The sequence below is a fragment of the Rathayibacter rubneri genome, from assembly GCF_023743255.1.
GTDB classification, from domain to species: Bacteria; Actinomycetota; Actinomycetes; order Actinomycetales; family Microbacteriaceae; genus Rathayibacter; species Rathayibacter rubneri.
The window spans coordinates 1-19128 of record NZ_JAMRYM010000035.1; the positions used below are offsets into that span (position 1 = coordinate 1).

The following is a 19128-nucleotide window of genomic DNA, read 5'->3' on the forward strand; positions in this document are numbered from 1 at the left end:
GCTCACCACGACGCTCTGACCCTCCTCGCCTCCGCCCCCCCTCGGCGCGTCGAGGTGAGCGGCAGCCCTCCGCTCCCCCGGCCCCGGCCGGCTCAGCGGAGCTGGCTGAAGGCCTCGACCTCGGCGGGCTGCCCGCCGACCAGGATCGTGTCCGCGCTCTCGAGGACGGTGTCCGCGGTGGCGTACTGCCAGGGCGCGTCGCCGCGCTTGTAGGCGTTGACGGTCACGCCGAACTTCTCGCGTGCCCGGACGACGCCGAGCGGGCGCCCCGTGATGGGCTGGCAGGCGGTCGTCTTGACGAGAGCGAAGTTCTCGCCGATCTCGACGTAGTCCTGCATGGCTCCGCGGACGAGGTGCGCGACGCGCTTGCCCATCTCCTTCTCGGGGTAGACCACGTTCGGCACGCCGAGCTGCTCGAGGATCAGCCCGTGCTGGTCGCTGACCGCCTTGGCCCAGATGTTGGGCACGTCGAAGCGCAGGAGCAGCGAGGTGGTCAGGATGCTCGCCTGGATGTCCGAGCCGATCGCGACGACCACGCGGTCGAAGCCGGGCAGCGAGAGCTGGCGCAGGGTGTCCTCGTCGGTCGAATCGGCGCGGACGACGTGCGTGAGCCGGGTGTTCAGCGACTGCACGACCTGCTCGTCGTCGTCGATGCCCAGCACCTCCGTCCCCGCCTTCATCAGCTCGAGGGCGAGGGCCTGCCCGAATCGACCCAGGCCGATGACGGCGACCGAGTCGGCCTCCGCGACCCGGTCGGTCCTCGTCGTGCCGGTGAGCAGTCGTCTCTTAGCCAATGACGGGCCTCTCTTTGGGGAGTTCGTAGCGGATCCGCCGACGCCGCAGCGCCAGTGCCGACGCGAAGGTGATCGGACCGAGCCGTCCGATGAACATGAGGAGCACGAGGATCAGCTGGCCCGCCACGGGGAGATCGGCGGTGATCCCCGTCGACAGCCCGACCGTCCCGAACGCCGACACGGCCTCGAACAGGACCTGCCGCGTGGGGAACGGGCTGATGAGCAGCAGCACCACCGTCGAGCCCAGGACCACCGCGACCGAGAGCAGCGCCACGCTGATCGCCTCGCGATGGACGGCGCGGGAGAGACGCTTGCCGAGCACGTTGACCGCGCCCTCTCCCCTGACCTCGGTCCAGATGATGAAGAGCAGCACGGCGAACGTCGTGATCTTGATCCCGCCGGCGGTTCCGGCCGGACCTCCGCCGATGAACATCAGGACGTCCATCCCGAGCAGCGTCGCCTCGTCCAGCGCGCCGATGTCGACGCTGTTGAAGCCCGCGGTCCGGGTCTGGACGGCCTGGAAGAAGCCGGCGAGCACCCGGGCCGCCGGATCCAGCGCACCGAGCGTCGCCGGATTGCCCCACTCGATCGCCGTGATGTAGACGGTCCCGGTCACCAGCAGGATCCCGGTCCCCCAGAGCACGAGGCGGGTGTTCATCGACCACAGCCTGGTCGTGGCGCCGTACCGGCGCAGCTGGGTGATCACGGGGAAGCCCAGTCCGCCGAGGATGATCGCGGCGCAGATCGGGAGGCAGACGATCGGATCGGAGGCGAAGGACACGAGGTTGTCGCTGAACAACGAGAACCCGGCGTTGTTGAAGGAGGACACGGCGTGGAAGACGCCCAGCCACACCGCCCGTGGGAGGCTCTCGCCGTAGGTGAGGGAGAACTGCGCGGTCAGGATCAGGGCGACGACCCCCTCGATCACGAGGGACACCCCGGCCACGCCCAGGACGAGCGCCTTCACATCGGGTAGGCCGCTGCCGTGCGCCTCCGTCACCGTCGTCAAGCGGGTGCGGATCGAGAGCTTGCCCAGGACCAGCAGGCCGATGATGCTCGCGAAGGTCATCACCCCGAACCCGCCGAGCTGGATGAGCGCGAGGATCACGGTCTGCCCGAACGGAGTCCAGAACTCCGCCGTGTCGACCACGACGTGCCCCGTCACGCAGACCGCCGAGGTCGCCGTGAACAGGGCCTGCATGAACGTCGCACCGCCCGGCCCCGCCGTCGAGATCGGCAGGAGCAGCAGGCCCGTCCCCACGACGATCGCGCCGAGGAAGCCGATCGCGATGCTCTGCGTCGGGTGCAGCTGCACACGCGACGCGGCAGCCGGAGATCTGCGACGAGCACGAGTCAGCACAGCCGTCACCCTATAGCGATCCCCGACCGGCGCATCCCGGTCGCTGCGCGCCGATCGGCCACCGCGACGATCCTCCGCTCCGTCGCGCCCCCTCCTGCGGGGCTCCTGCAAGCGCGATCGACCGGCGACGACCCTCGACTCGTTACGCTCGGCAGATGACCGACCCCCGCCCTCGTCCGTCACGTCGTCGATGGCCGGTCCTGGTGGCGGTCGTCGCGGCGGTGCTCGTGTACGCGACGGTCGTGCTGCTCTACGCGAGCGGCATCCGGGAGTCGAGCGAGGGCTGCGAGACGGTCATCGCGGGCGCCGACCCCGTCACGGTGCAGCTGCAGCCGGCAGAGGTGAACGCGGCCCGCCAGCGGCTGGAGTTCCAGTTGACCCTGGTGCCGTCGGAAGGGCTGACCTCCTCCGACGGGTACACGGCCGACGAGACGATCAGCCTCGTGACCTTCCCGGTCGACGGGCCGAGCGTCCTAACGTTCCCGGCGGGCGAGGTGCTGGACAGCTCGGTGCAGTCGGACTTCGCCGAGGGGACCGTCGAGGAGTGGCCCTTCGACAGCTACCGGGCCGACCTGACGACGTTCGCCTTCCTCGGGGAGGACGATCACGACGACCACGAGCACACCGCGGTGCCCACGCAGGTCTGCCTCGACGACTCCGTTCCCGGCTGGCATCTGGACACCGTGACGGTCGACCGTCCCGGCAGCACCGTCCCCACGGCCGACGGCGACGAGCCGCTGACATCCGTGGTGATCACCGCCACCCGCTCGGCGAGCACGGTCGCCTTCGGGATCGTGCTGCTCGGGCTGATGGCGGTCACCCCGGTGCTGGTCCTGTTCGTCGCCATCAGCGCCTACACCGGACGCCGGAGGGTGGAGGCGACCCTCACGAGCTGGATCGGCGCGATGCTCTTCGCCGTCATCCCGCTGCGGAACTTCCTGCCCGGCGCGCCACCGGTCGGCTCCTGGATCGACTACCTCGTCGTGCTGTGGGTGATTGCGGGACTCGTCACCGGACTGGCGATCTACGTCCTCGCGTGGAACCGCTGGGGTCACGGCGCCGCCTCCCGGAAGCGGATCGACTCCGTGCCGGACAGTCCCTGAGACGCGGGTACCGGCGGGTCTGCGTGACGGATCGGCGATCCGAGCACGGACCGGTCCCTCGAGTCCACCCCGGGCGCCTCCTGTTCGCTCAGGAGTCCCTCGAGAGCGGATGGCCCCTCCCCCGAGTCGCCTGAGGTGATGACTCAGTACCAGGACGGTGCCGTGACCATCAGCACGGAGGGCTCCGGGCGTCGATGCCGGGAGGTGTGGCTTCTTCTGAAAGCAGCTGCCTCGTTTGCGGGGTAGGCGCGGGCGTCGGTGGGACGAGGGCTGCTGGTAAGAAGTTGATCGGGGAGCGACCCCTGGCGAGACGACGTGTGGCAGGTGGGCCGTGATCGAACGACCACGACGCCATCGGCGTTGGCAGCGGGTGGGGGAATTGTCGCTCGCGGTGGTCGCGCTGCAGGGGCGCTCGCCTCTGGTCAAGCAATTGCCTGTGGCGATGCTGTTCGCGCTGTCGCTCGCGATGACGGTCGTTCTTCCAGCGGTGAGTGTCTCCAGCGGAGCCGCGCTGATCGTGGCGGTAGTGGCGATGGTCGCCGTCACGCTCTTCGCGGCAGTGCTGCCGCGGCTCGACCCGGCGGGGCGGCTGGTCCTCCTCGTCCCGGCCCTGGACTTCCTCATCATCGGAGTCTTCCGATTCGCGACCGGACAGAGCCTCTCGATCTTCGCCTCGTTGGTGATCCTCCCCATGGTGTGGATGGCGTTCTCCTCGCAGCGCTTCACGGTGATCTACGCATTCACCGGCGTCTGTGCCGTCTTTCTGGTCCCGTTCGGCTTGGGCGCCTCGGTCGCGGATCTCCCGGCAGAGCTGGGGAGGAGCTTCTTCGCCGCCGTCACGTTCGGGCTCGCGGCGGCCGTGATCAGCGACCTGGCGAGGCTGTCGCGACGACACATCGAGGAGTTGCGGGCGAGAGAGCGCTCGACGATGGCGGAGCTCGAACGAGCGTCGGAAGTCCAGCGGGCGCTGCTGCCGGAGACGCGGGCGCAGGCGAGCTGCTTCGAGTTCGCGGGGGTCTGCCTGCCGGCGAGCACCATCGGTGGGGACTTCTACGACTGGTACAGCGCCGAGTCGGGTACCGGGTTCACGCTCGGGGATGTCATGGGGAAGGGAGTCGGCGCAGGCATCATCGCCGCCACCCTCCGCGCGGTGGTGCGCTCCACCCGCAACGAAGCGGACATCGCGGTCGCGCTCACCCGGGCGTCGGAGATGTTCGATCGGGACCTGGCGAGCACGGGAGCGTTCGCCACCGTGTTCCACGCCAGACTCGATGAAAGCACGGGGATCGTCCGGTACGTCGACGCCGGCCACGGACTCACGCTGCACGTACGCGGTGACGGCTCCTGGCGACGGCTCGCATCCTCCGATCTGCCCGTCGGAGTGTCGGCGACGGAGTCGTGGACGACTCAGCAGCTCCTCTTGGAGCCGGGCGACACGCTCATCAGTTGCAGCGACGGCATCCTGGATCTGTACGACGGCACGATCGAATCCCTCCGCCACATCGCCTACATCGTCTCGGTCTCCTCCGGTGCCGCGAACGTGGTCACCCGGGTGGGCGCCCTCATCGACGACGCGCACCTTCGAGACGACGACATCACGATCCTGGTGCTTCGCCGCCATCAGCACGCGCTCCCGCTCCCGTGACCAGAACCACACGGTTCTCTCTGCAGGCCGCTCGTCGTCGAGAACGGCGAGAGGGGACCGCGCTCTGACGGCGACAGCTGGGCGGTGGCTGCGCCGCCGGATCGCTGTCTGCTGTCCCTGATCGTGCGGGCGGCGACAGCGACCACACGGTCTCGGCGGCCTGCTCGGTCTCGTCGGTGCCGAGGGAGGTGACTCGTGCGGAGGTGGCGCGCGCGCCAGCGGCGATGATGCGGGCGAAGGCGGTATCGAGGGTGTCGGAGTCCTGCAGGAGTCGTCTCTCGTCCGAGAGCGGAGTGCCTGCGCATGTGGGCAGAACGGCCGCCGACTTCGGCGCTTCGCTGCGTCCGGCTGCGCGCTCACCTGGTCGCTTCTCAGATCCTTATCGCGATTGTCCGGGTGCATCGCTGAGAGGTCGAAGCGTGTGACTACCGTTATCCCCCCAGATGCGGGTGCGGGAGAAAATGCGCGAATCTGTCATCTGCGTAGTGCCGTCTATGGGGGCAATCGGGACCGTACAGTCCACTCGCATCGGGATTAGCGTTCCGTTCAGGTTCTCTTCTCCAGCATTCCCCCGAGCTGAGGGAGAAGCCTCACGCAGCTCTCCCTCGGAGAGCAGCGTGTCCTCATCTGCTCCAACCGAAAGAAGAACCATGCGTACTGCAACTCGCGCCGGGCTGGCCCTCTTCGGCGCCGTCGTTCTCGCCGGCACCACCGCGACCGCCGCGTCCGCGGCGACCGATGCCACCACCGCCACTGTCGCGGTGACGGCCGGCGCACTGTCGATCTCCGTCCCCGGCTCGACCACCCTGAGCGACGCCGCTCCGGGTGGCGTGGCAACGGGAACCCTGGCGGACATCACCGTCAGCGACCTCACCGCCGACGAACTCGGCTGGACGGCCGACGTCACCGTCACCGCCTTCACCTCCGGCGACGAGACCCTCCCGGCGTCCGGCTTCAGCTACGACACGGGATCCGCCGTCACCACCGGCACCGCCACGGTGACCCCGACCGACACCGGAGCGACCGGAGTCGTGCAGCAGGCCACCGCGGTCCGCGGCAACAACACCGCCGAGTGGGATGCAGCACTGTCGCTGCAGGTCCCCTCGGACGCCCTGGCCGCGAGCAACTACACCGCGACGATCACCCACTCCGTCCTCTGACCGCCCGAGCGGGCGGGAGCGCACATCGTGCCTCCCGCCCGCTGACGCGTCCGCCCCTCTCGCTCCGCCCGTCTGCCACGAAAGCTGCCCTGTGCATTCCCGGCTCCGCCTAGCCCTCGTCCTCGTCCTCGCCCTCGTCGGCGTCGCCGGCGCGCCCGCGTCCGCCGCTTCGGCCGCGCCGTCGTCGGACGGACGGTCAGGGGGTATCGGCATCGGCTTGGTCGAGATCCCGAGCGCAGCCCAGAACGATCCGCGGGCGCGTCGTTACATCGTCGACAACCTCCCACCGGGGACGAGCATCAGTCGGCGTGTGCAGGTCACGAACAGCACGGCCGAGGCCCAGGAGGTGAGGCTCTACTCCGGTTCCGCCTCCATCGTCGACGGAGCGTTCTCCGGAGGCGCGTCGGGGTCGACCAATGAACTCGCGCAGTGGACGCGCATCAGCCCCGCGGAGCTCCAGCTCGGCCCCGGTGCCGAGGAGGTGGTCCTCGTCACGGTGGACGTGCCGCAGGACGCGCCCGAGGGTGAGCAGTACGCCGCCGTCTGGGCCGAGATCCGCAGCACGACCACGGAGGAGACCATCACGACCGCGAGCCGCGCCGGCATCCGGATGTACGTCTCCGTCGCGCCCGGCAACGGGCCCGCCGCCGACTTCGCGCTCGACGCGCTGACGGCCGGCAGAACGCAGGACGGGCGGGCGATCGTCACGGTCGACGTGCGGAACTCGGGTGGTCGCGCCCTCGATCTCACCGGCGAGCTGCATCTGAAGGAAGGACCGAGTGGTCTGTCTGCGGGGCCGTTCTCCACCGAGGAGGTCACGACGCTGGCGCCCGGGGAAGACGGGCGACTCGTGGTCCAGCTCGGTCCCGACATTCCCGCCGGACCCTGGCAGGCGGAAGTCACGGCGACGAGCGGGCTTCTCGAACGAACCGTCGCCGCGACCCTCTCCTTCCCCGACGAGGGGGAGTCGCAGGCGGTCACTCCGAGCGGCCCGCCCTGGATCGCCTTCGTGGCCGTCGTTGCGCTCCTCCTCGCCGGCGCGCTCGTGCTCGTCCTCAGGTCGCGGCGACGCACGACACACGGCGGGCGACGCGGTCCCTCCCCCGCGTAGCGCGGAAGCGAGGACGGCTCTCGCTGCCGTCACCACCGCGAAGCGGATCGGCAGCGGGAGAGTCCGTCGGCGGTCCGTCGCTGGGCGCCTGTCACCTCGACGGCATTCCGACCGCCTCGCAGAGAGGCGAGAAGGGCCGCGTCTCAGACCGTCGCGCTGCCGCTAGCTCGGAGGCCGCGTCGTGAACTCGGGGTGGAGTCGGGGAGCGATGCGGGTGTCGTAGACGACGGTGAGGTACCGCCTGTCGACACGCGCCCCGAACGCCGCCAGGTGAGGTCCTGCGTCGAGGACGCGCCCATGGTAGGGCTGGCGGTCCACGATCACGCACGTGGTCTCGAGCAGGTCAGCGGACGAGAGTCGGCCCGCCGCCGCCACTCGGGGTGCTCGAACAGGCACGTGGTGCGGATCACGGGTGTTGAGGAACTCGTTGACGTGAGCGGCGAGGCGCAGTTCGAGGGCGTTCTTCGCATCTCCCGGCACCACTCTGGAGGTGCGCACGGCATCCCAGAGTGTGGGGTAGCGGATGCGAGTGATCTGCTCGATCATCCACTGCGGAAGCGTCGAGGCCTCCGCTCGCTCGATCGCGAGGTTCTGCTCAGGAGTGAGTTCGACGAAGTTGACCGGGTTGTTCCGAGAGATCGGGTGCCGGAAATAGGTGTAGGAGAGCGAGACCCCGACGGTCCGGGCGCCGTCGGTCCGGGTCGTTGCGGCCAGCTCGGCGAGGCGCGGTTGCACAGCGAAGCCGAAGACGGGGCTCCCGAGGGTGCGCAGGGTCGCCTCGATTCCCGGTGGCTCGGGTGGGCTGAGTCTCGCGGCGTCGGTGGTGCTCATGGGTCAACTGCTCCAAATGGCGTCGTCATGCTGATGTGCATGGGCGCGGGTCTGGGCGCCGATCTTCGGGTACGGGGGTCCTCGCGTCACCGAGTGGGGTGGACGGAGGGGAGGAGAAGTGGGGGGGCCGCTCAGCCGACCGAGTGGGCGGCGAGCACGGCCGCTGCGCGCGTCAGATCCTCGACGATCGTGCTGTCGGCGAGATGGGGCGAGACCCGTTGCATCTCTCTCACGGCGGCGTCGTGTCGCCGGATCACCTCGTCGAGGAGGTCGACGCCGTGGGACGTCGGTGTGAGGAAGACGCTTCGTCGATCCCGAGGATTCGGGAGGCGAGTGAGCAGACCCGCTCGATCGAGCCTGTCGATCAGAGCAGTGACCGCGCCGGTGGTCATGGACAGCTCGAGGCCCAGCATCTTGGGTGTGTAGCCGGAGGAGCCCGCCACGGCAGTCAAGGCGTGGAACTCGGCATCACCGAGGCCGAGATCGCGGGCCATGCTCGCTCGCAAGTCGCGATACGCCCCCTCCAGCATCAGCAGGGCATGACCCAACTGCTGGGTGGTTCCGGCCGTGCCGTCATCGTCAGCGTCTGCTTCAGCCTCCATGATCGTCCTCCACAGATATCTTGATATTCAAGATACTTTACGGCAAAGGGTTCCCGACCGCAAGGATCCGCAGATCAGCGCCGACGAGCGAATCCCTCCACCGACGCCCCGGCGCCCGATGAACCGTCTCAGGGAACCGTCCCCGATGAAGCGACGCGAGTGATCGTCACTGGAATCCGTGCGCGAGCGGGGCCCTCGGGTCGACGTGAAGGGCCGGCCGACACTCGTGGTTTAGCTAGGCTGTCTAGCAAATCTGGGCTAGGTTCGTTCAGTTCCGACAACACAGGAGGGTTCATGAGCCCGGACGAGGGTCTGCACGACGACGCACAGGACGCCGTCCGCGCTCTTCTCGTCGCGCTCGAAGCCGCTCGGAATCTCGAACCCGGGTACGTGCAGCACCTAGCGGCAGAACTGCAGGCATTCTTGCCGGAACCGGGAGACGATCGCGCTCGGGGAACGGCTTCCGATGGTCGGCTCAGCGCGACCGAGGAAGACGCTCCGCCCGAGTCTTCGACGCCTCCTGGCGCGGTCTAGCGGAAGTCGGCCCTCCGAGGCGACCGAGACCGTCGTTCGCCGGCGTTCCTCGTCGCGGGACTGCCGTGCACCTGTGCGCGCCGCACGAGGAGGAATTGCGAACCGCACTCGTCGGAATGGACGGAGTCGATTCCGAGCCGAGCTCGATCTCCTCATCATCACGACGCCGGGGCGCGTCCTACTGAAAGGATCGCCTGGCTGTCCACAGGAGTGCTTCTCGGGATTCAGCTGGATCTTCTCCGTCATCCCTTCCCTGCCGGGTGGGTGCCGATGCGCTGATAGCGGGCCTATCCTCTGCAGATGGCGCAGAACGATGGCATCGCTTTCGGGTAGCGTTCCTCACCGCGCCTGGGGCGTCCCGGCTCGGCGGTCTCATCCGCGCCGGGACGCCTTCCCGCCAATGGTCTCGGAGAGGAGCGAGAATGTCGCACGTATCGATGCAGCGAGAAGACGATCACATCGTTCTCATCGGTCTGCTCGGGGCTGTTTCCGGGTTGCTGGCCGCGAAGAGCCTTCCTCCTGGTGGAGTGGATTCGATCCGCAGTTGTCTGGAGCGCGGAAACGCTGTCGACAGCGACGCAGGCGTCGAGGAACTGATCGAGGCGCTCGGTGCGGTCGCCACACGATTGCAGCGCGGCATGCGCTAGAGCCGACTCCCTGGTCCTGCGAGGGAACGGTTCACCGGAACGGCGCCGATCCCCGAAGGCATCATCCCCTCGGCAGATCCGGGCACGATCCCGGCTGAAGGCGAGAGGCCGTTCTCCCCGGCACAGCGCCCGGAAGCGAGCAGGGGATACCGCCGCACGAGGGCCGACTCCACACCCGTCCGGACGGCCGTTCCGGTTCCCCTGCTCCGACTACCGGCGCCGGAGCGCTCGGTACAGCGCGCCGATGATCACCAGCACGCCGATCCCCACGAGGATCCAGGTCCGCGGATCCTCGTCGACGCTGGTGCACACGCCCGGCGAGTCCGCATACTCCGCGCAGCTGCCCGAACGGTCGCCGGCGAGGAGGACCACCGCCACGAGGGCGCCGACCGCGATCGCGAGCCACCACCCTCGAACGCGACGCCGGACCGGTGCACCCATGACGAGACTGTACGACGACGACGTCTCCCGCTGAGGGCCGGCCTGGCCGAGGACGTCGGCCCGCGTCACACTGATCGCATGAGCATCCGGATCGCCGCCGTGCCGTTGCTCTCCGTCGTCGCCGTCCTCAGCGCGTGTGCGTCGGCACCCGTGGTCGACGGCACCGTCGTGCCGACGGAGGGCCCGCACGACGATCTGACCGCACGCGCCTTCGTCCTCGACGACGGCGACGGGGCGGAGCTCTGCCTGGGCGCTGTCGGCCAGTCCCTCCCACCCGCGTGCGGTGGACCGACCATCACCGGGTGGGACTGGGACGACGTCGAGGGAGAGGAGAGCCAGTCCGGCAGCACGTGGGGCGACTACGACGTCGTCGGGACCTGGGACGGCCTCTCCTTCGCTCTGACGCGCACACCGGTCTTCTCGGACCCCTTCGCCGAGTCGACGGTGACGCCGCGGCCCGAACCGACGCCGGGCGACCCTGCGAACGCCGACGCAGTCGCACGGGCCGTCGAGGACTACTCGAACGCGATGGGCACGGCGACCGGTCTGCTCGGTCTCGGGGAGCATCGAGGCCGAGCGTGGGTGATCGTCATCCACGACGACGGCACCCTGCAGGCCGAAGCGGACGCCGAGTACGGCGACGATGTCGTCGTGATCGAGTCGCGCCTGCGCCCGGCCGTCGGGTGACGGCGGTTCCAGGGGTTCGTCGGCCCGGGTGATCGCTCGGGACGTGAGAGTACCGTCGACTGCCGCCGTCGGCCGGGTCGCTCCGCGGCTCCGCCTCTCTTGACACCGTCGCCGGGCGCTCATCATCATTCAGGGACGACCGGCGGCGGCGGGCCTCCGGCACCTCGAGGGAAGCGGCACCGATGCCCACCATGATCTTCGTCAACCTGGCCGTCAGCGATCTCGCCCGATCCCGGGCGTTCTACGAGTCGCTCGGCTACTCCATCAACGAGGGGTTCAGCGACGAGAACGCCGTCAGCGTGGTGATCAGCGACACGATCACCGCGATGCTGCTCACGCGGGAGTTCTTCGCCGAGTTCACCAGCAAGCCGATCATCGACGCCACCACCTCGACCGAGGTGCAGCTCGCCCTCAGCGCCGACAGCAGGGAGGAGGTCGACTCCCTCCACGCGAAGGCCCTGGCCGCGGGCGCGGCACCCGCCGGCGAGCAGGACCACGGCTTCATGTACTCGAAGAGCTTCGACGACCTCGACGGCCACCACTGGGACTTCGTCTGGATGGACCCGGCGGCGGCCGCCGGCGGTGCACCGGAGGTCAGCCTCGACGAGATCCGGCAGAACACGACGCACAGCTGACCCGACCCTCGCGACGGCGATGCGGAGAATTCCGCCGTCGGATGAACGCTCGCGCCCGCCGGGCAGTACCCCTCTGCGAGTCGCCGATCTCCGGCGACCGAAGCGTCAAGGAGTACACCATGAGCAGGACTTTCTCCGTAGGTATCGCCGCCGTCGCCGTGGCGGGCGTGATGGCCGTGGCGCCCGTCGTCGCAGGTGCGAGCAGTGCCGCTCCCGCCGCAGCCGGCAGCGAGTCGCGCAGCGCCTCGGTCAGCGCCGCCGACAGGAGCCTGGTCGACGCCGCCCGCTCGGTGGCGCGCACGCTGCGCGTCGTCGGTCTCGCCGACGGCGGCACCGAGCTCGTGCAGTTCAACCCCACCAAGCCCGGCACGGTCACCGGCCGGGTCGCCGTCAGCGGGCTGACCGGCGGCGACACCGCGCTCGTCGGCATCGACTACCGGGTCCAGGACGGCCGCCTCTACGGAGTCGGGAACTCCGCGGCGAGCGCCGGCGTCTACTCCGTCGACGCGAAGACCGGAGCGGCCACCCCGGTCACCCGGCTCACGGTCGCGCTCAGCGGCACCAGCTTCGGCGTCGACTTCAACCCCGCCGCCAACGCGCTCCGCGTGATCAGCGACACCGGCCAGAACCTCCGTCAGCCGTTCGCCACCCCGGGCGCCGCCACGGTGGCCGACGGCGCGCTGAGCTACGCCGCGCCGGCCGTGGCCGGCGGCGTCAACGGGGCTGCGTACACGAACAACGATCTCGATCCGGCGACCGCGACCACTCTCTTCGTGCTCGACACGGCCCTCGACCAGATCGCGATCCAGTCCCCGGCCAACGCGGGCTCGCTGGCACCGACCGGGAAGCTCGGCGTCGACGCCGCCGGCGTCACCGGCTTCGACGTGTACTCCGTGCTCCGCGGCGGCAGCTCCGTCGCCTCGATCGGCCTCGCCGCCGTCAACGGGTCGCTCTACGAGGTCGGATTGCTGAACGGCACCGCCACCTCGCTCGGCGCTCTCGGAGCGAACGTCACCGACATCGCGATCCCGCTCGTCCAGCGCTGACGCACCGGACCGCCGACGCCGCCGATCGGCGCTCCTCCGGGAGTGCCGGTCGGCGTTCGCGTCGGCCCCGAGGAGCGAGCGCCGCGTCGCGAGCGGTGGCACTCAGACACCGCCCGGGATGGCAAGGGTCGGCGCCGGGGACCCGCCGCGGCGCCGGTCCTGTCGATAATGAGGGTGAGGGGGTGGTCGCGATGAGCGTAGTGGACGGGTCGGGTGCCGACTTCCTGGACTTCTCCCCCGCTACTCCCGCAGCGCCCGCCGACGTCACCGCGCTCTTCGTGTGCTCGACGTCGGACCACGACGGCGGCGGGAGCGTCGCCATCACCGCCGATGCCGTCTACCTGGGCGAGGAGAGCGGGATCCTCCGCATCGACGCGGGCGACATCCGCACGTGGTCCTCCGCCGCCCGCGGCAGGATGTTCGCGCTGACCGTCGAGAGCGACGTGGCGCACCGCACGCACCTGTTCTCGCAGTTCCGCACGGCGACCGTCCTCGCGATGACGAAGTCGATCGGCCCCGAGGGCGTCCTGCTCCGCGCGGCGTGAGCGTCGCAGGGGCTCCCGTGTCCCTGCAGCGAAGCCCCCGCGGGCGTTCTCAGGCCGAGACGCCGCAGCCGTGGGATCCTTGCCCGTGATGAACGAGGACGCCGACCGCTCCGTGCGCTCCGAGATCGCCGGCAACGACTTCGACGAGGCCCTCTCGCTCCTGCAGGGCGAGTACAACGGCGGCGGATTCACCGCCGGGCGGACCGGCGAGGACTTCTCCTACCGCTACACCTCGGTCGGCGACGACGAGCTCACCCTCCGCGGCAACCTCTTCCGCGGATCGATCCGCGGCACGATCCGCACCGAGGGCGAGTACATCGTCTCCTGGATCACCGCCGGCTCCGGAGCGCTGGACCTCACCGGCGACGCCGTCCGGCTGGACCACGGCCGACCCGCGATGTTCGTCACCGGTCGACCGGCGGAGTTCGACTTCGCCGACCACCGGCAGAACCTGATGCACTTCGACGGCGAGTTCCTCGAGAGGGTGGCCGCCGAGCACGAGGGCTCCTCGGGACCGCTGCTGTTCGACACCCGATCGCGCCCCACCGGCGAGGCGCTGCAGCGCTGGGCCGGCACCGTCGCGACCGTCGCCCGCGTCATCCAGGACCCGGACAGCCCCGCCCTCCTGCGCAGCGAGGCCAACCGCTCCGCCGCGATCGCCCTGCTCGACACCTTCCCGCACATCGGCCTCGCCGTGTCGACGCCGCTCGCGCTGCCCACGAGCGACCGGCTCCGCGCCGCCATCGAGTACCTGCACGCCCACGCCCACCTCCCCGTGCGGATGGAGGACGTCGCCGCTGCCGCAGGCCTCAGCGTCCGGGTCCTCCAGAGCTCGTTCCGTCGCGAGCTCGACGTCACTCCGCTCGACCACCTCCGCCGCATCCGCCTCGATCGCGTGCACACCGAGCTGCGCGCCGGCGAGGCCGGAACGGTCACCGTGGCCGAGGTGGCGCACCGGTGGGGCTTCGCGCACCTCGGACGCTTCTCGGCCTCGTACGAGCGGCGCTTCGGCGAGTACCCGAAGAGCACGCTCGGCTCCGACTGACCGCCGCCGAGCGATCCGCACTGCGAGGCGGGTCGTCCACTCGCCGGGCGGCGCGCCGCACCGCCCGAGCACGGTCGGGAGTCGGGGTGCCGTAGTCCGCTCGTGCGATCGCGGGCACCCCGACGGGTGCTCAGACCCGGGCGGTGCGCCGACGGCCGATCAGGAGTGCGCCGCCTGCGGCGAGCAGGACGCCGGCGCCGAGCAGCGGTGCGGAGGTGCCGGCTCCCGTCTCGGCGAGGCGCCCTCCGGTCGTCGCCGCGGTCGGGCGGGCCGACGGGGAAGCGGCCGCTGTCGCGGGCGGCACGGCGAAGTAGCCGGGGGCGCCGTCGACGAAGTGGACGTAGAAGGCGTGCTCGAGGTCGGCCTCGCCCTCGGCGCGGGCGATGTACTCGGCGAAGACGAAGTACGAACCCGGGGACACCGCCAGCGGGATGTCGCCTCCGTCGGCGAACTCGGCGAGGTCGTACCAGCGCGAGGTCGGAGGCGTGTAGTCGCCGTCGGTGTCGAGGACCGCGGTCGCCACCACGCGGATCTCGCCCGAGACGACGCAGTCGCGGATCGTCAGGGGCTCGAGGTGCACGACGAGGCCGCCGGGCGCGACGGCGGTCGTCCCGACCGGCTCGGTGGTGGTGGCGCTGGGAACGCCTCCGAGGTCCTCGAAGCAGGTGTCGTCGACGGGCGCCGGGGCGGCCGTCGGAGTCGGCTCCGCCGGTGCAGTGGCGGTCGGCGTCGCGACGGGTGCGGCGGTGGGCGTCGGGGTCGCGGTCGCGGTCGCGGTTCCCGTCGGAGTCGGAGTCGCGGTCGGCGTCGCAGACGATGTCGGTGCCGCAGTCGGGGTCGCAGTGGCAGTCGCAGTGGGCGTCGCGCTCGGGGTCGTCGAGGCGCCGGCCGACGGCGCGACGATCAGCACTCCTCCGAGAGCGAGGCTGGAGGCCGCCAGGACGGTGAGGAGGGAGCGCGCCGAGCGGGCGCGGGGAGAGGGAGCAGGCACGGTGGTGTCCTTCATCGAGAGGTGGGTCGTCGGCCGAGACGCACCATCGTTTCCCCCGGGCGTTCCTCTCGATTTGTAGCAGTCCGCCGACAGCGCCGACAGCGGGCCGGGACCGTGGAGCGTCTCCTTCTCATAACAGTCCGTCGTCGCGTCCGACAGCGCGTCCCCGCGAGGTCTCAGTGCGGCGCGGCGGCGGCGAGACGGGAGCGCAGCCGCAGGATCGCGTCGCGCAGCCGCGTCTTCACGGTGCCGAGCGGCAGCTCCAGGGCGCGGGCGATCTCGGAGTGGCTGCAGCCGTGGACGTAGGCGAGCACGAGCACCTCACGCTGCGCCCGGGGCAGCGCCCGCACCGCGGCGGCGACGGGTGCGAAGACGAACCGGACGTCCCCCTGCTCGGCGGTGGCGTCCCGCTCCGGCTGGTAGTCGAGAGTCGCGAAGGCGTGGTCCCGCTCCCGCGACGACTGGGTCGCGCGCACGCGGTCGATCGCCCGGCGACGCGCCATGGTCGAGATCAGTCCCGCGCGCTCGGGATCGAGGCGGCGAGCGTTCTGCCAGAGCTCGAGGAACACCTCCTGGGCCACCTCCTCCGCCTGAGCGCGGTCGCGCAGGACGGAGTGCGCGATCCGGAGGACCTGCACGACGGTGAGAGCGTAGAACCGCTCGAACGCGGCGGTGTCGCCGTCGGCGATGCGAGGGATCAGGTCGCGGATCGCGGTGGCGTCGAGGACGCTCACCGCCGACCTCGTCGTCGAGGGAGCACCCGCTCAGCATGTCAGTGCGCGTCAGTCGACGGTGCCGCTCCGGCCGGTGCGGACCGGACGCGCGTCACCCCCTTCCAGGGGGTGCGGTGCCTTGGACGCTCTCGCCGATCGAGCGCGGGGACCGCCGTGGTCCCCCGACGACAGCTGCTTCTGGCGTGGTGCGTCGTCTCCCGCGGCGAGGACACTGGGTGCTCGCCCCTCGACCCCCGGATCGGACCGACATGCTCACCGGACTCAGCGCCTTCCCTCTCACACCGCTCAGGGACGACGCGGTCGACGAGTCGGCGTTCGCCGCACTCGTCGAGCGCCTGGCGCGAGCGGGGGTCGACTCGATCACCGCTCTGGGCTCGACCGGCTCCTACCTCTACCTCGACCGCGAGGAGCGCCGCCGCGTCGCCGTGTCCGCCGTCGCGCACGCCGGAGCGGTCCCCGTCGTCGTCGGGATCGGCGCCCTGCGGACCTCCCAGGTGCTCGCCCTCGCCGAGGACGCGCAGAACGCGGGCGCGAGCGCGCTGCTGCTGGCTCCGGTCACCTACCAGCCGCTGACGGACGACGAGGTGTTCGGCCTGTTCGAGGACGTCGCCGGGCACGTCTCCGTCCCGCTGGTGGTCTACGACAATCCCCGCACGACGCACGTCGCCTTCAGCGACGACCTCTACTCGGCCCTCGCTCGGCTCCCTCACGTCGCGTCCCTCAAGATCCCGGGCGTCCCCGCGGGTCGTGACGCCGCGGGTCGACGGGTGAGGACGATCCGCGAACGCGTGGGCGGCGGAGTGACCATCGGGGTGTCGGGCGATCCCTCCGCCGCTCTCGGACTGAGCAGCGGCTGCGACGCCTGGTACTCCGTCCTCGGCGGAGCACTCCCGTCGCCCGCGCTGACGATCACCCGCGCGGCGCAGGCGGGCGACCATGCCGCCGCGGCGGCGGAGTCGGAGCGGCTGCAGCCGCTGTGGGACCTGTTCGAGGAGCACGGCGGCAGCTACCGCGTGATCGCCGCGATCGCCGAGCACCTCGGACTCGTCGCGGCGGACAGCCTGCCTCGCCCGGTCCGGGGTCTCGACGCCACCGGCCGAGCACGGGTCGCGGAACTCGTGACGACGCTGGAACTCGACGGGCGGGGCGAGTGACGGCTGTCGCGCACCGATTCGGGCCGGTCCCGCCGCACCTGCCCGATCCCGGGAGATAGGTGCCGGCCCGAGGGGACAGCAGAGGGGGTGCGCCTCCCGGCGCACCCCCTCCTCGGATCAGCTCAGTCGCGTCAGTTGGCGACGCGCAGCGTGATCGCGGCGCTCGTGGTGACGTTGCCGGCCTTGTCCTGCGCCTTCGCGGTCACCGAGTAGGAGCCGTTGGGGTACGCGGACGAGCTCGCCGAGAGCGTCCACGAGCCGTCGGCCTGCTTCACTCCGTTGCCGAGCTTCGTGCCGCTCGCGTAGAACGCGACGGCCGTCACTCCGACGTCGTCACTGGCTGCGGCGACGAGGCGGATCGTCCCGGTGACGGTCGTTCCCGAGGCGGGCGACGTGATCCGGACTGTCGGCTTCACCGTGTCCACCGGTGCCGTGGTCGCGGTCGCCGTGGGCCGCGGGGTCGCGGTCGCGGTCGCCGTGGGCTTCGGAGTCGCGGTCGGCGAGGGGGTCGCGGTCGCCGTCGGCTTCGGAGTGGCGGTCGGCGAGGGCGCGGGCACGGAGCCGACGGGGATGGTGCTGATCGCGTAGCCGAAGTACTTGCCGGCGGTGGGGCGGGTCGGGTCGCCCTGGAAGGAGCGGCCGCGCTCGGTCGCGGCCTTCGCCTGCGCGATGACCTGGCTGCGCACCTGCGCCGGTGCCTTGCCGACGCAGGATCCGCCGGAGCTGAGGCAGTCGAGGACGACACCGCTGACGGCCGCGGCCGACATGCTGGTGCCGGACTGGACGTAGGCGTAGCCGCCGCCGAGCTTGGTCGTGAACGGGCACATGCCGGGAGCCGCGATGGTGTGCGCCTGATCGGCCGCCGTCGCGTAGTTGCTGTTGATGGCGACCGTGTCGTCCTTGGTGGTCACGTTCGCGCACGGCACGGCGGCCAGGGAGCCCGGCTTGCCGTCGTAGTTCGCCATGTTCGTCGCGGTCAGGACCTCGTCGTAGGCCGCGGGGACAGCGCCGGCGAGGCTCTTCGGGGTCGACGCGTTGCCGGCCGAGCTCACGATCGTGACGCCCTTGCCGACGACCTCGCACACCATCTGGTGCATGACGTCGTTGTTCGTCCGCCCGCAGTTGCTGTCGTCGGCGCCCACGGCGGCCAGCGACATGTTGACGACCTTGATGTTGCGGGACGCGGCGTTCTTCGACACCCAGTCGAGCGCGCAGACGATGTTCTCGGCGGTGCCCTTGTTGTTCGCGTCGAGGACGCGGATGGAGTAGATCGGAGCGCCCGGGGCGACGCCCACGGTGCCGATCCCGTCGTCGTAGGCGGCCATGTAGCCGGAGACGGCCGTGCCGTGCCCGTTCGAGTCGGACGCGGTGCCCGAGCCGAAGCAGTTGACCTGCTCCTTGAGGTTGTAGTCGGCGTTCGGGTTCACACCCGAGTCGATCACGGCCACTGCGGGTCCGGAGTAGTTCGTGACGCCTTCGCCGGCCCTGACAGGGGCCTTGTCCGCCTCGGCGGTCACGACGTGCGACGGGAGGGTCTGCGCCTGCCCCTCGACGAGGACATCGGCCGGCGCGAGGGCCACCACGCGGGGGTCGGCCTCGAGGAGCGCCTGCTGGCGCGCCGTGAGCGTCGCGGTGAAGCCGGCGGTGCCGCCCTCGTAGGTGACGAGGTCGCTGACGCCGAGCGCGGCGACGACCTCCTGCGACACGGCGCGGGAGTCGACGGTCACGAGGTAGCGGCCGGCGTCACCGGCCTGGGCGGGCGCGGCGCCGGCGAGAGCGACACCCGCACCGACGGCGAGCGCCGTGGTCAGGACGCCCAGGCGTCGGAGGAAGGCACGCGCGGGCGGCGCGCTCGGGGACGAAGAGGACAAGGGTTCCATCGATTCTGTCGGCGCGACGGCCGACCGGTCGGTGCTGCGGCACGGGCCCGCGCGCCGAAGGGCGTCGGCGTCGCGGGACGGGACTCGGTCAGAACCGAGGAGCGACGGGACGACAGCGGCGAGGAGCACCCTCCCTGCACCGCCCCCACGGCGTCGCCCCCGATCAGGACCGGGCTGCGGCCA

Annotated in this window: 19 protein-coding genes; 11 read left to right on the top strand and 8 right to left on the bottom strand. The window is 70.7% G+C overall.

Annotated features, from left to right (window positions below; genetic code table 11):
• Window positions 1–92 precede the first annotated feature (92 nt).
• Complete coding sequence (locus NB037_RS09700) at window positions 93–794, bottom strand: potassium channel family protein (protein ID WP_251945453.1); 702 nt, start codon at window positions 792–794, stop codon at window positions 93–95.
• Window positions 787–2109, bottom strand: coding sequence for a TrkH family potassium uptake protein (locus NB037_RS09705; RefSeq protein WP_251945454.1), 1323 nt, complete (start codon window positions 2107–2109; stop codon window positions 787–789). The genes NB037_RS09700 and NB037_RS09705 overlap by 8 nt, the downstream gene beginning before the upstream one ends.
• 200 nt (window positions 2110–2309) lie before the next feature.
• On the opposite strand from NB037_RS09705, the gene NB037_RS09710 reads away from it, so the two are divergent.
• The 4 genes from NB037_RS09710 to NB037_RS09725 all read left to right on the top strand — a co-directional run bounded on the left by NB037_RS09710 (window position 2310) and on the right by NB037_RS09725 (window position 7173).
• Window positions 2310–3257, top strand: a complete 948-nt coding sequence (locus NB037_RS09710) for a DUF8686 domain-containing protein (protein WP_251945455.1) — start codon at window positions 2310–2312, stop codon at window positions 3255–3257.
• A 679-nt stretch (window positions 3258–3936) separates the two neighbouring features.
• Window positions 3937–4902: a PP2C family protein-serine/threonine phosphatase gene (locus tag NB037_RS09715; protein WP_251945483.1), complete on the top strand. Its 966-nt coding sequence runs from the start codon at window positions 3937–3939 to the stop codon at window positions 4900–4902.
• 650 nt (window positions 4903–5552) lie between these two features.
• Entirely contained in the window at window positions 5553–6062 is a 510-nt protein-coding gene (locus NB037_RS09720) for a hypothetical protein (RefSeq protein WP_251945456.1), read from the top strand.
• Window positions 6063–6372: 310 nt separating this feature from the next.
• Window positions 6373–7173 carry a COG1361 family protein gene (locus NB037_RS09725; protein ID WP_251945457.1) on the top strand — a complete coding sequence of 267 codons (801 nt, stop codon included), beginning with the start codon at window positions 6373–6375 and terminating at the stop codon, window positions 7171–7173.
• 162 nt (window positions 7174–7335) lie between these two features.
• Here the strand turns inward: NB037_RS09725 and NB037_RS09730 are convergent, their stop codons facing one another.
• Window positions 7336–8004, bottom strand: coding sequence for a hypothetical protein (locus tag NB037_RS09730; protein WP_251945458.1), 669 nt, complete (start codon window positions 8002–8004; stop codon window positions 7336–7338).
• Between the two features lie 131 nt (window positions 8005–8135).
• Window positions 8136–8606, bottom strand: coding sequence for a MarR family winged helix-turn-helix transcriptional regulator (locus NB037_RS09735; protein WP_251945459.1), 471 nt, complete (start codon window positions 8604–8606; stop codon window positions 8136–8138).
• Between the two features lie 956 nt (window positions 8607–9562).
• Between NB037_RS09735 and NB037_RS09740 the strand changes: the two genes are divergently transcribed.
• On the top strand, window positions 9563–9787 hold the full coding sequence (locus tag NB037_RS09740; RefSeq protein WP_251945460.1) for a hypothetical protein: 225 nt from the start codon (window positions 9563–9565) through the stop codon (window positions 9785–9787).
• Between the two features lie 210 nt (window positions 9788–9997).
• Here NB037_RS09740 and NB037_RS09745 read toward each other — a convergent pair whose 3' ends face one another.
• Entirely contained in the window at window positions 9998–10228 is a 231-nt protein-coding gene (locus tag NB037_RS09745) for a hypothetical protein (RefSeq protein WP_251945461.1), read from the bottom strand.
• 78 nt (window positions 10229–10306) lie between these two features.
• Between NB037_RS09745 and NB037_RS09750 the strand changes: the two genes are divergently transcribed.
• The 5 genes from NB037_RS09750 (at window position 10307) to NB037_RS09770 (ending at window position 14186) form a co-directional block, all read left to right on the top strand.
• Window positions 10307–10915 (top strand): hypothetical protein, encoded by a 609-nt coding sequence (locus tag NB037_RS09750; protein ID WP_251945462.1) that lies wholly within the window; start codon window positions 10307–10309, stop codon window positions 10913–10915.
• Between the two features lie 182 nt (window positions 10916–11097).
• Window positions 11098–11550, top strand: a complete 453-nt coding sequence (locus tag NB037_RS09755) for a VOC family protein (RefSeq protein ID WP_251945463.1) — start codon at window positions 11098–11100, stop codon at window positions 11548–11550.
• A gap of 119 nt (window positions 11551–11669) precedes the next feature.
• Complete coding sequence (locus tag NB037_RS09760; protein ID WP_251945464.1) at window positions 11670–12596, top strand: DUF4394 domain-containing protein; 927 nt, start codon at window positions 11670–11672, stop codon at window positions 12594–12596.
• Between the two features lie 191 nt (window positions 12597–12787).
• Window positions 12788–13141 carry a hypothetical protein gene (locus NB037_RS09765; RefSeq protein ID WP_251945465.1) on the top strand — a complete coding sequence of 118 codons (354 nt, stop codon included), beginning with the start codon at window positions 12788–12790 and terminating at the stop codon, window positions 13139–13141.
• Between the two features lie 88 nt (window positions 13142–13229).
• A complete protein-coding gene (locus NB037_RS09770; RefSeq protein WP_251945466.1) occupies window positions 13230–14186 on the top strand; it encodes a helix-turn-helix transcriptional regulator in 957 nt (318 codons plus the stop codon).
• Between the two features lie 130 nt (window positions 14187–14316).
• Here NB037_RS09770 and NB037_RS09775 read toward each other — a convergent pair whose 3' ends face one another.
• Entirely contained in the window at window positions 14317–15192 is an 876-nt protein-coding gene (locus tag NB037_RS09775) for a hypothetical protein (protein WP_251945467.1), read from the bottom strand.
• 161 nt (window positions 15193–15353) lie between these two features.
• On the bottom strand, window positions 15354–15911 hold the full coding sequence (locus NB037_RS09780) for a sigma-70 family RNA polymerase sigma factor (protein ID WP_251945468.1): 558 nt from the start codon (window positions 15909–15911) through the stop codon (window positions 15354–15356).
• 248 nt (window positions 15912–16159) lie between these two features.
• Here NB037_RS09780 and NB037_RS09785 point away from each other — a divergent pair, with 248 nt between their 5' ends.
• The gene (locus NB037_RS09785; RefSeq protein WP_251945469.1) at window positions 16160–17065 is read left to right on the top strand and encodes a dihydrodipicolinate synthase family protein; all 906 of its coding nucleotides are present in this window, start codon (window positions 16160–16162) and stop codon (window positions 17063–17065) included.
• Window positions 17066–17196: 131 nt separating this feature from the next.
• On the opposite strand, the gene NB037_RS09790 is transcribed toward NB037_RS09785, so the two are convergent.
• A complete protein-coding gene (locus NB037_RS09790) occupies window positions 17197–18936 on the bottom strand; it encodes a S8 family serine peptidase (RefSeq protein ID WP_251945470.1) in 1740 nt (579 codons plus the stop codon).
• Window positions 18937–19128 lie beyond the last annotated feature (192 nt).

Coding starts and splice junctions, on each gene's coding strand:
- NB037_RS09765 (WP_251945465.1), top strand. CDS start 12,788: ATGAGCGTAGTGGACGGGTCGGGTGCCGACTTCCTGGACTTCTCCCCC.
- NB037_RS09745 (WP_251945461.1), bottom strand. CDS start 10,228: ATGGGTGCACCGGTCCGGCGTCGCGTTCGAGGGTGGTGGCTCGCGATC.
- NB037_RS09785 (WP_251945469.1), top strand. CDS start 16,160: ATGCTCACCGGACTCAGCGCCTTCCCTCTCACACCGCTCAGGGACGAC.
- NB037_RS09735 (WP_251945459.1), bottom strand. CDS start 8,606: ATGGAGGCTGAAGCAGACGCTGACGATGACGGCACGGCCGGAACCACC.
- NB037_RS09730 (WP_251945458.1), bottom strand. CDS start 8,004: ATGAGCACCACCGACGCCGCGAGACTCAGCCCACCCGAGCCACCGGGA.
- NB037_RS09755 (WP_251945463.1), top strand. CDS start 11,098: ATGCCCACCATGATCTTCGTCAACCTGGCCGTCAGCGATCTCGCCCGA.
- NB037_RS09770 (WP_251945466.1), top strand. CDS start 13,230: ATGAACGAGGACGCCGACCGCTCCGTGCGCTCCGAGATCGCCGGCAAC.
- NB037_RS09750 (WP_251945462.1), top strand. CDS start 10,307: ATGAGCATCCGGATCGCCGCCGTGCCGTTGCTCTCCGTCGTCGCCGTC.
- NB037_RS09760 (WP_251945464.1), top strand. CDS start 11,670: ATGAGCAGGACTTTCTCCGTAGGTATCGCCGCCGTCGCCGTGGCGGGC.
- NB037_RS09775 (WP_251945467.1), bottom strand. CDS start 15,192: ATGAAGGACACCACCGTGCCTGCTCCCTCTCCCCGCGCCCGCTCGGCG.
- NB037_RS09710 (WP_251945455.1), top strand. CDS start 2,310: ATGACCGACCCCCGCCCTCGTCCGTCACGTCGTCGATGGCCGGTCCTG.
- NB037_RS09720 (WP_251945456.1), top strand. CDS start 5,553: ATGCGTACTGCAACTCGCGCCGGGCTGGCCCTCTTCGGCGCCGTCGTT.
- NB037_RS09740 (WP_251945460.1), top strand. CDS start 9,563: ATGTCGCACGTATCGATGCAGCGAGAAGACGATCACATCGTTCTCATC.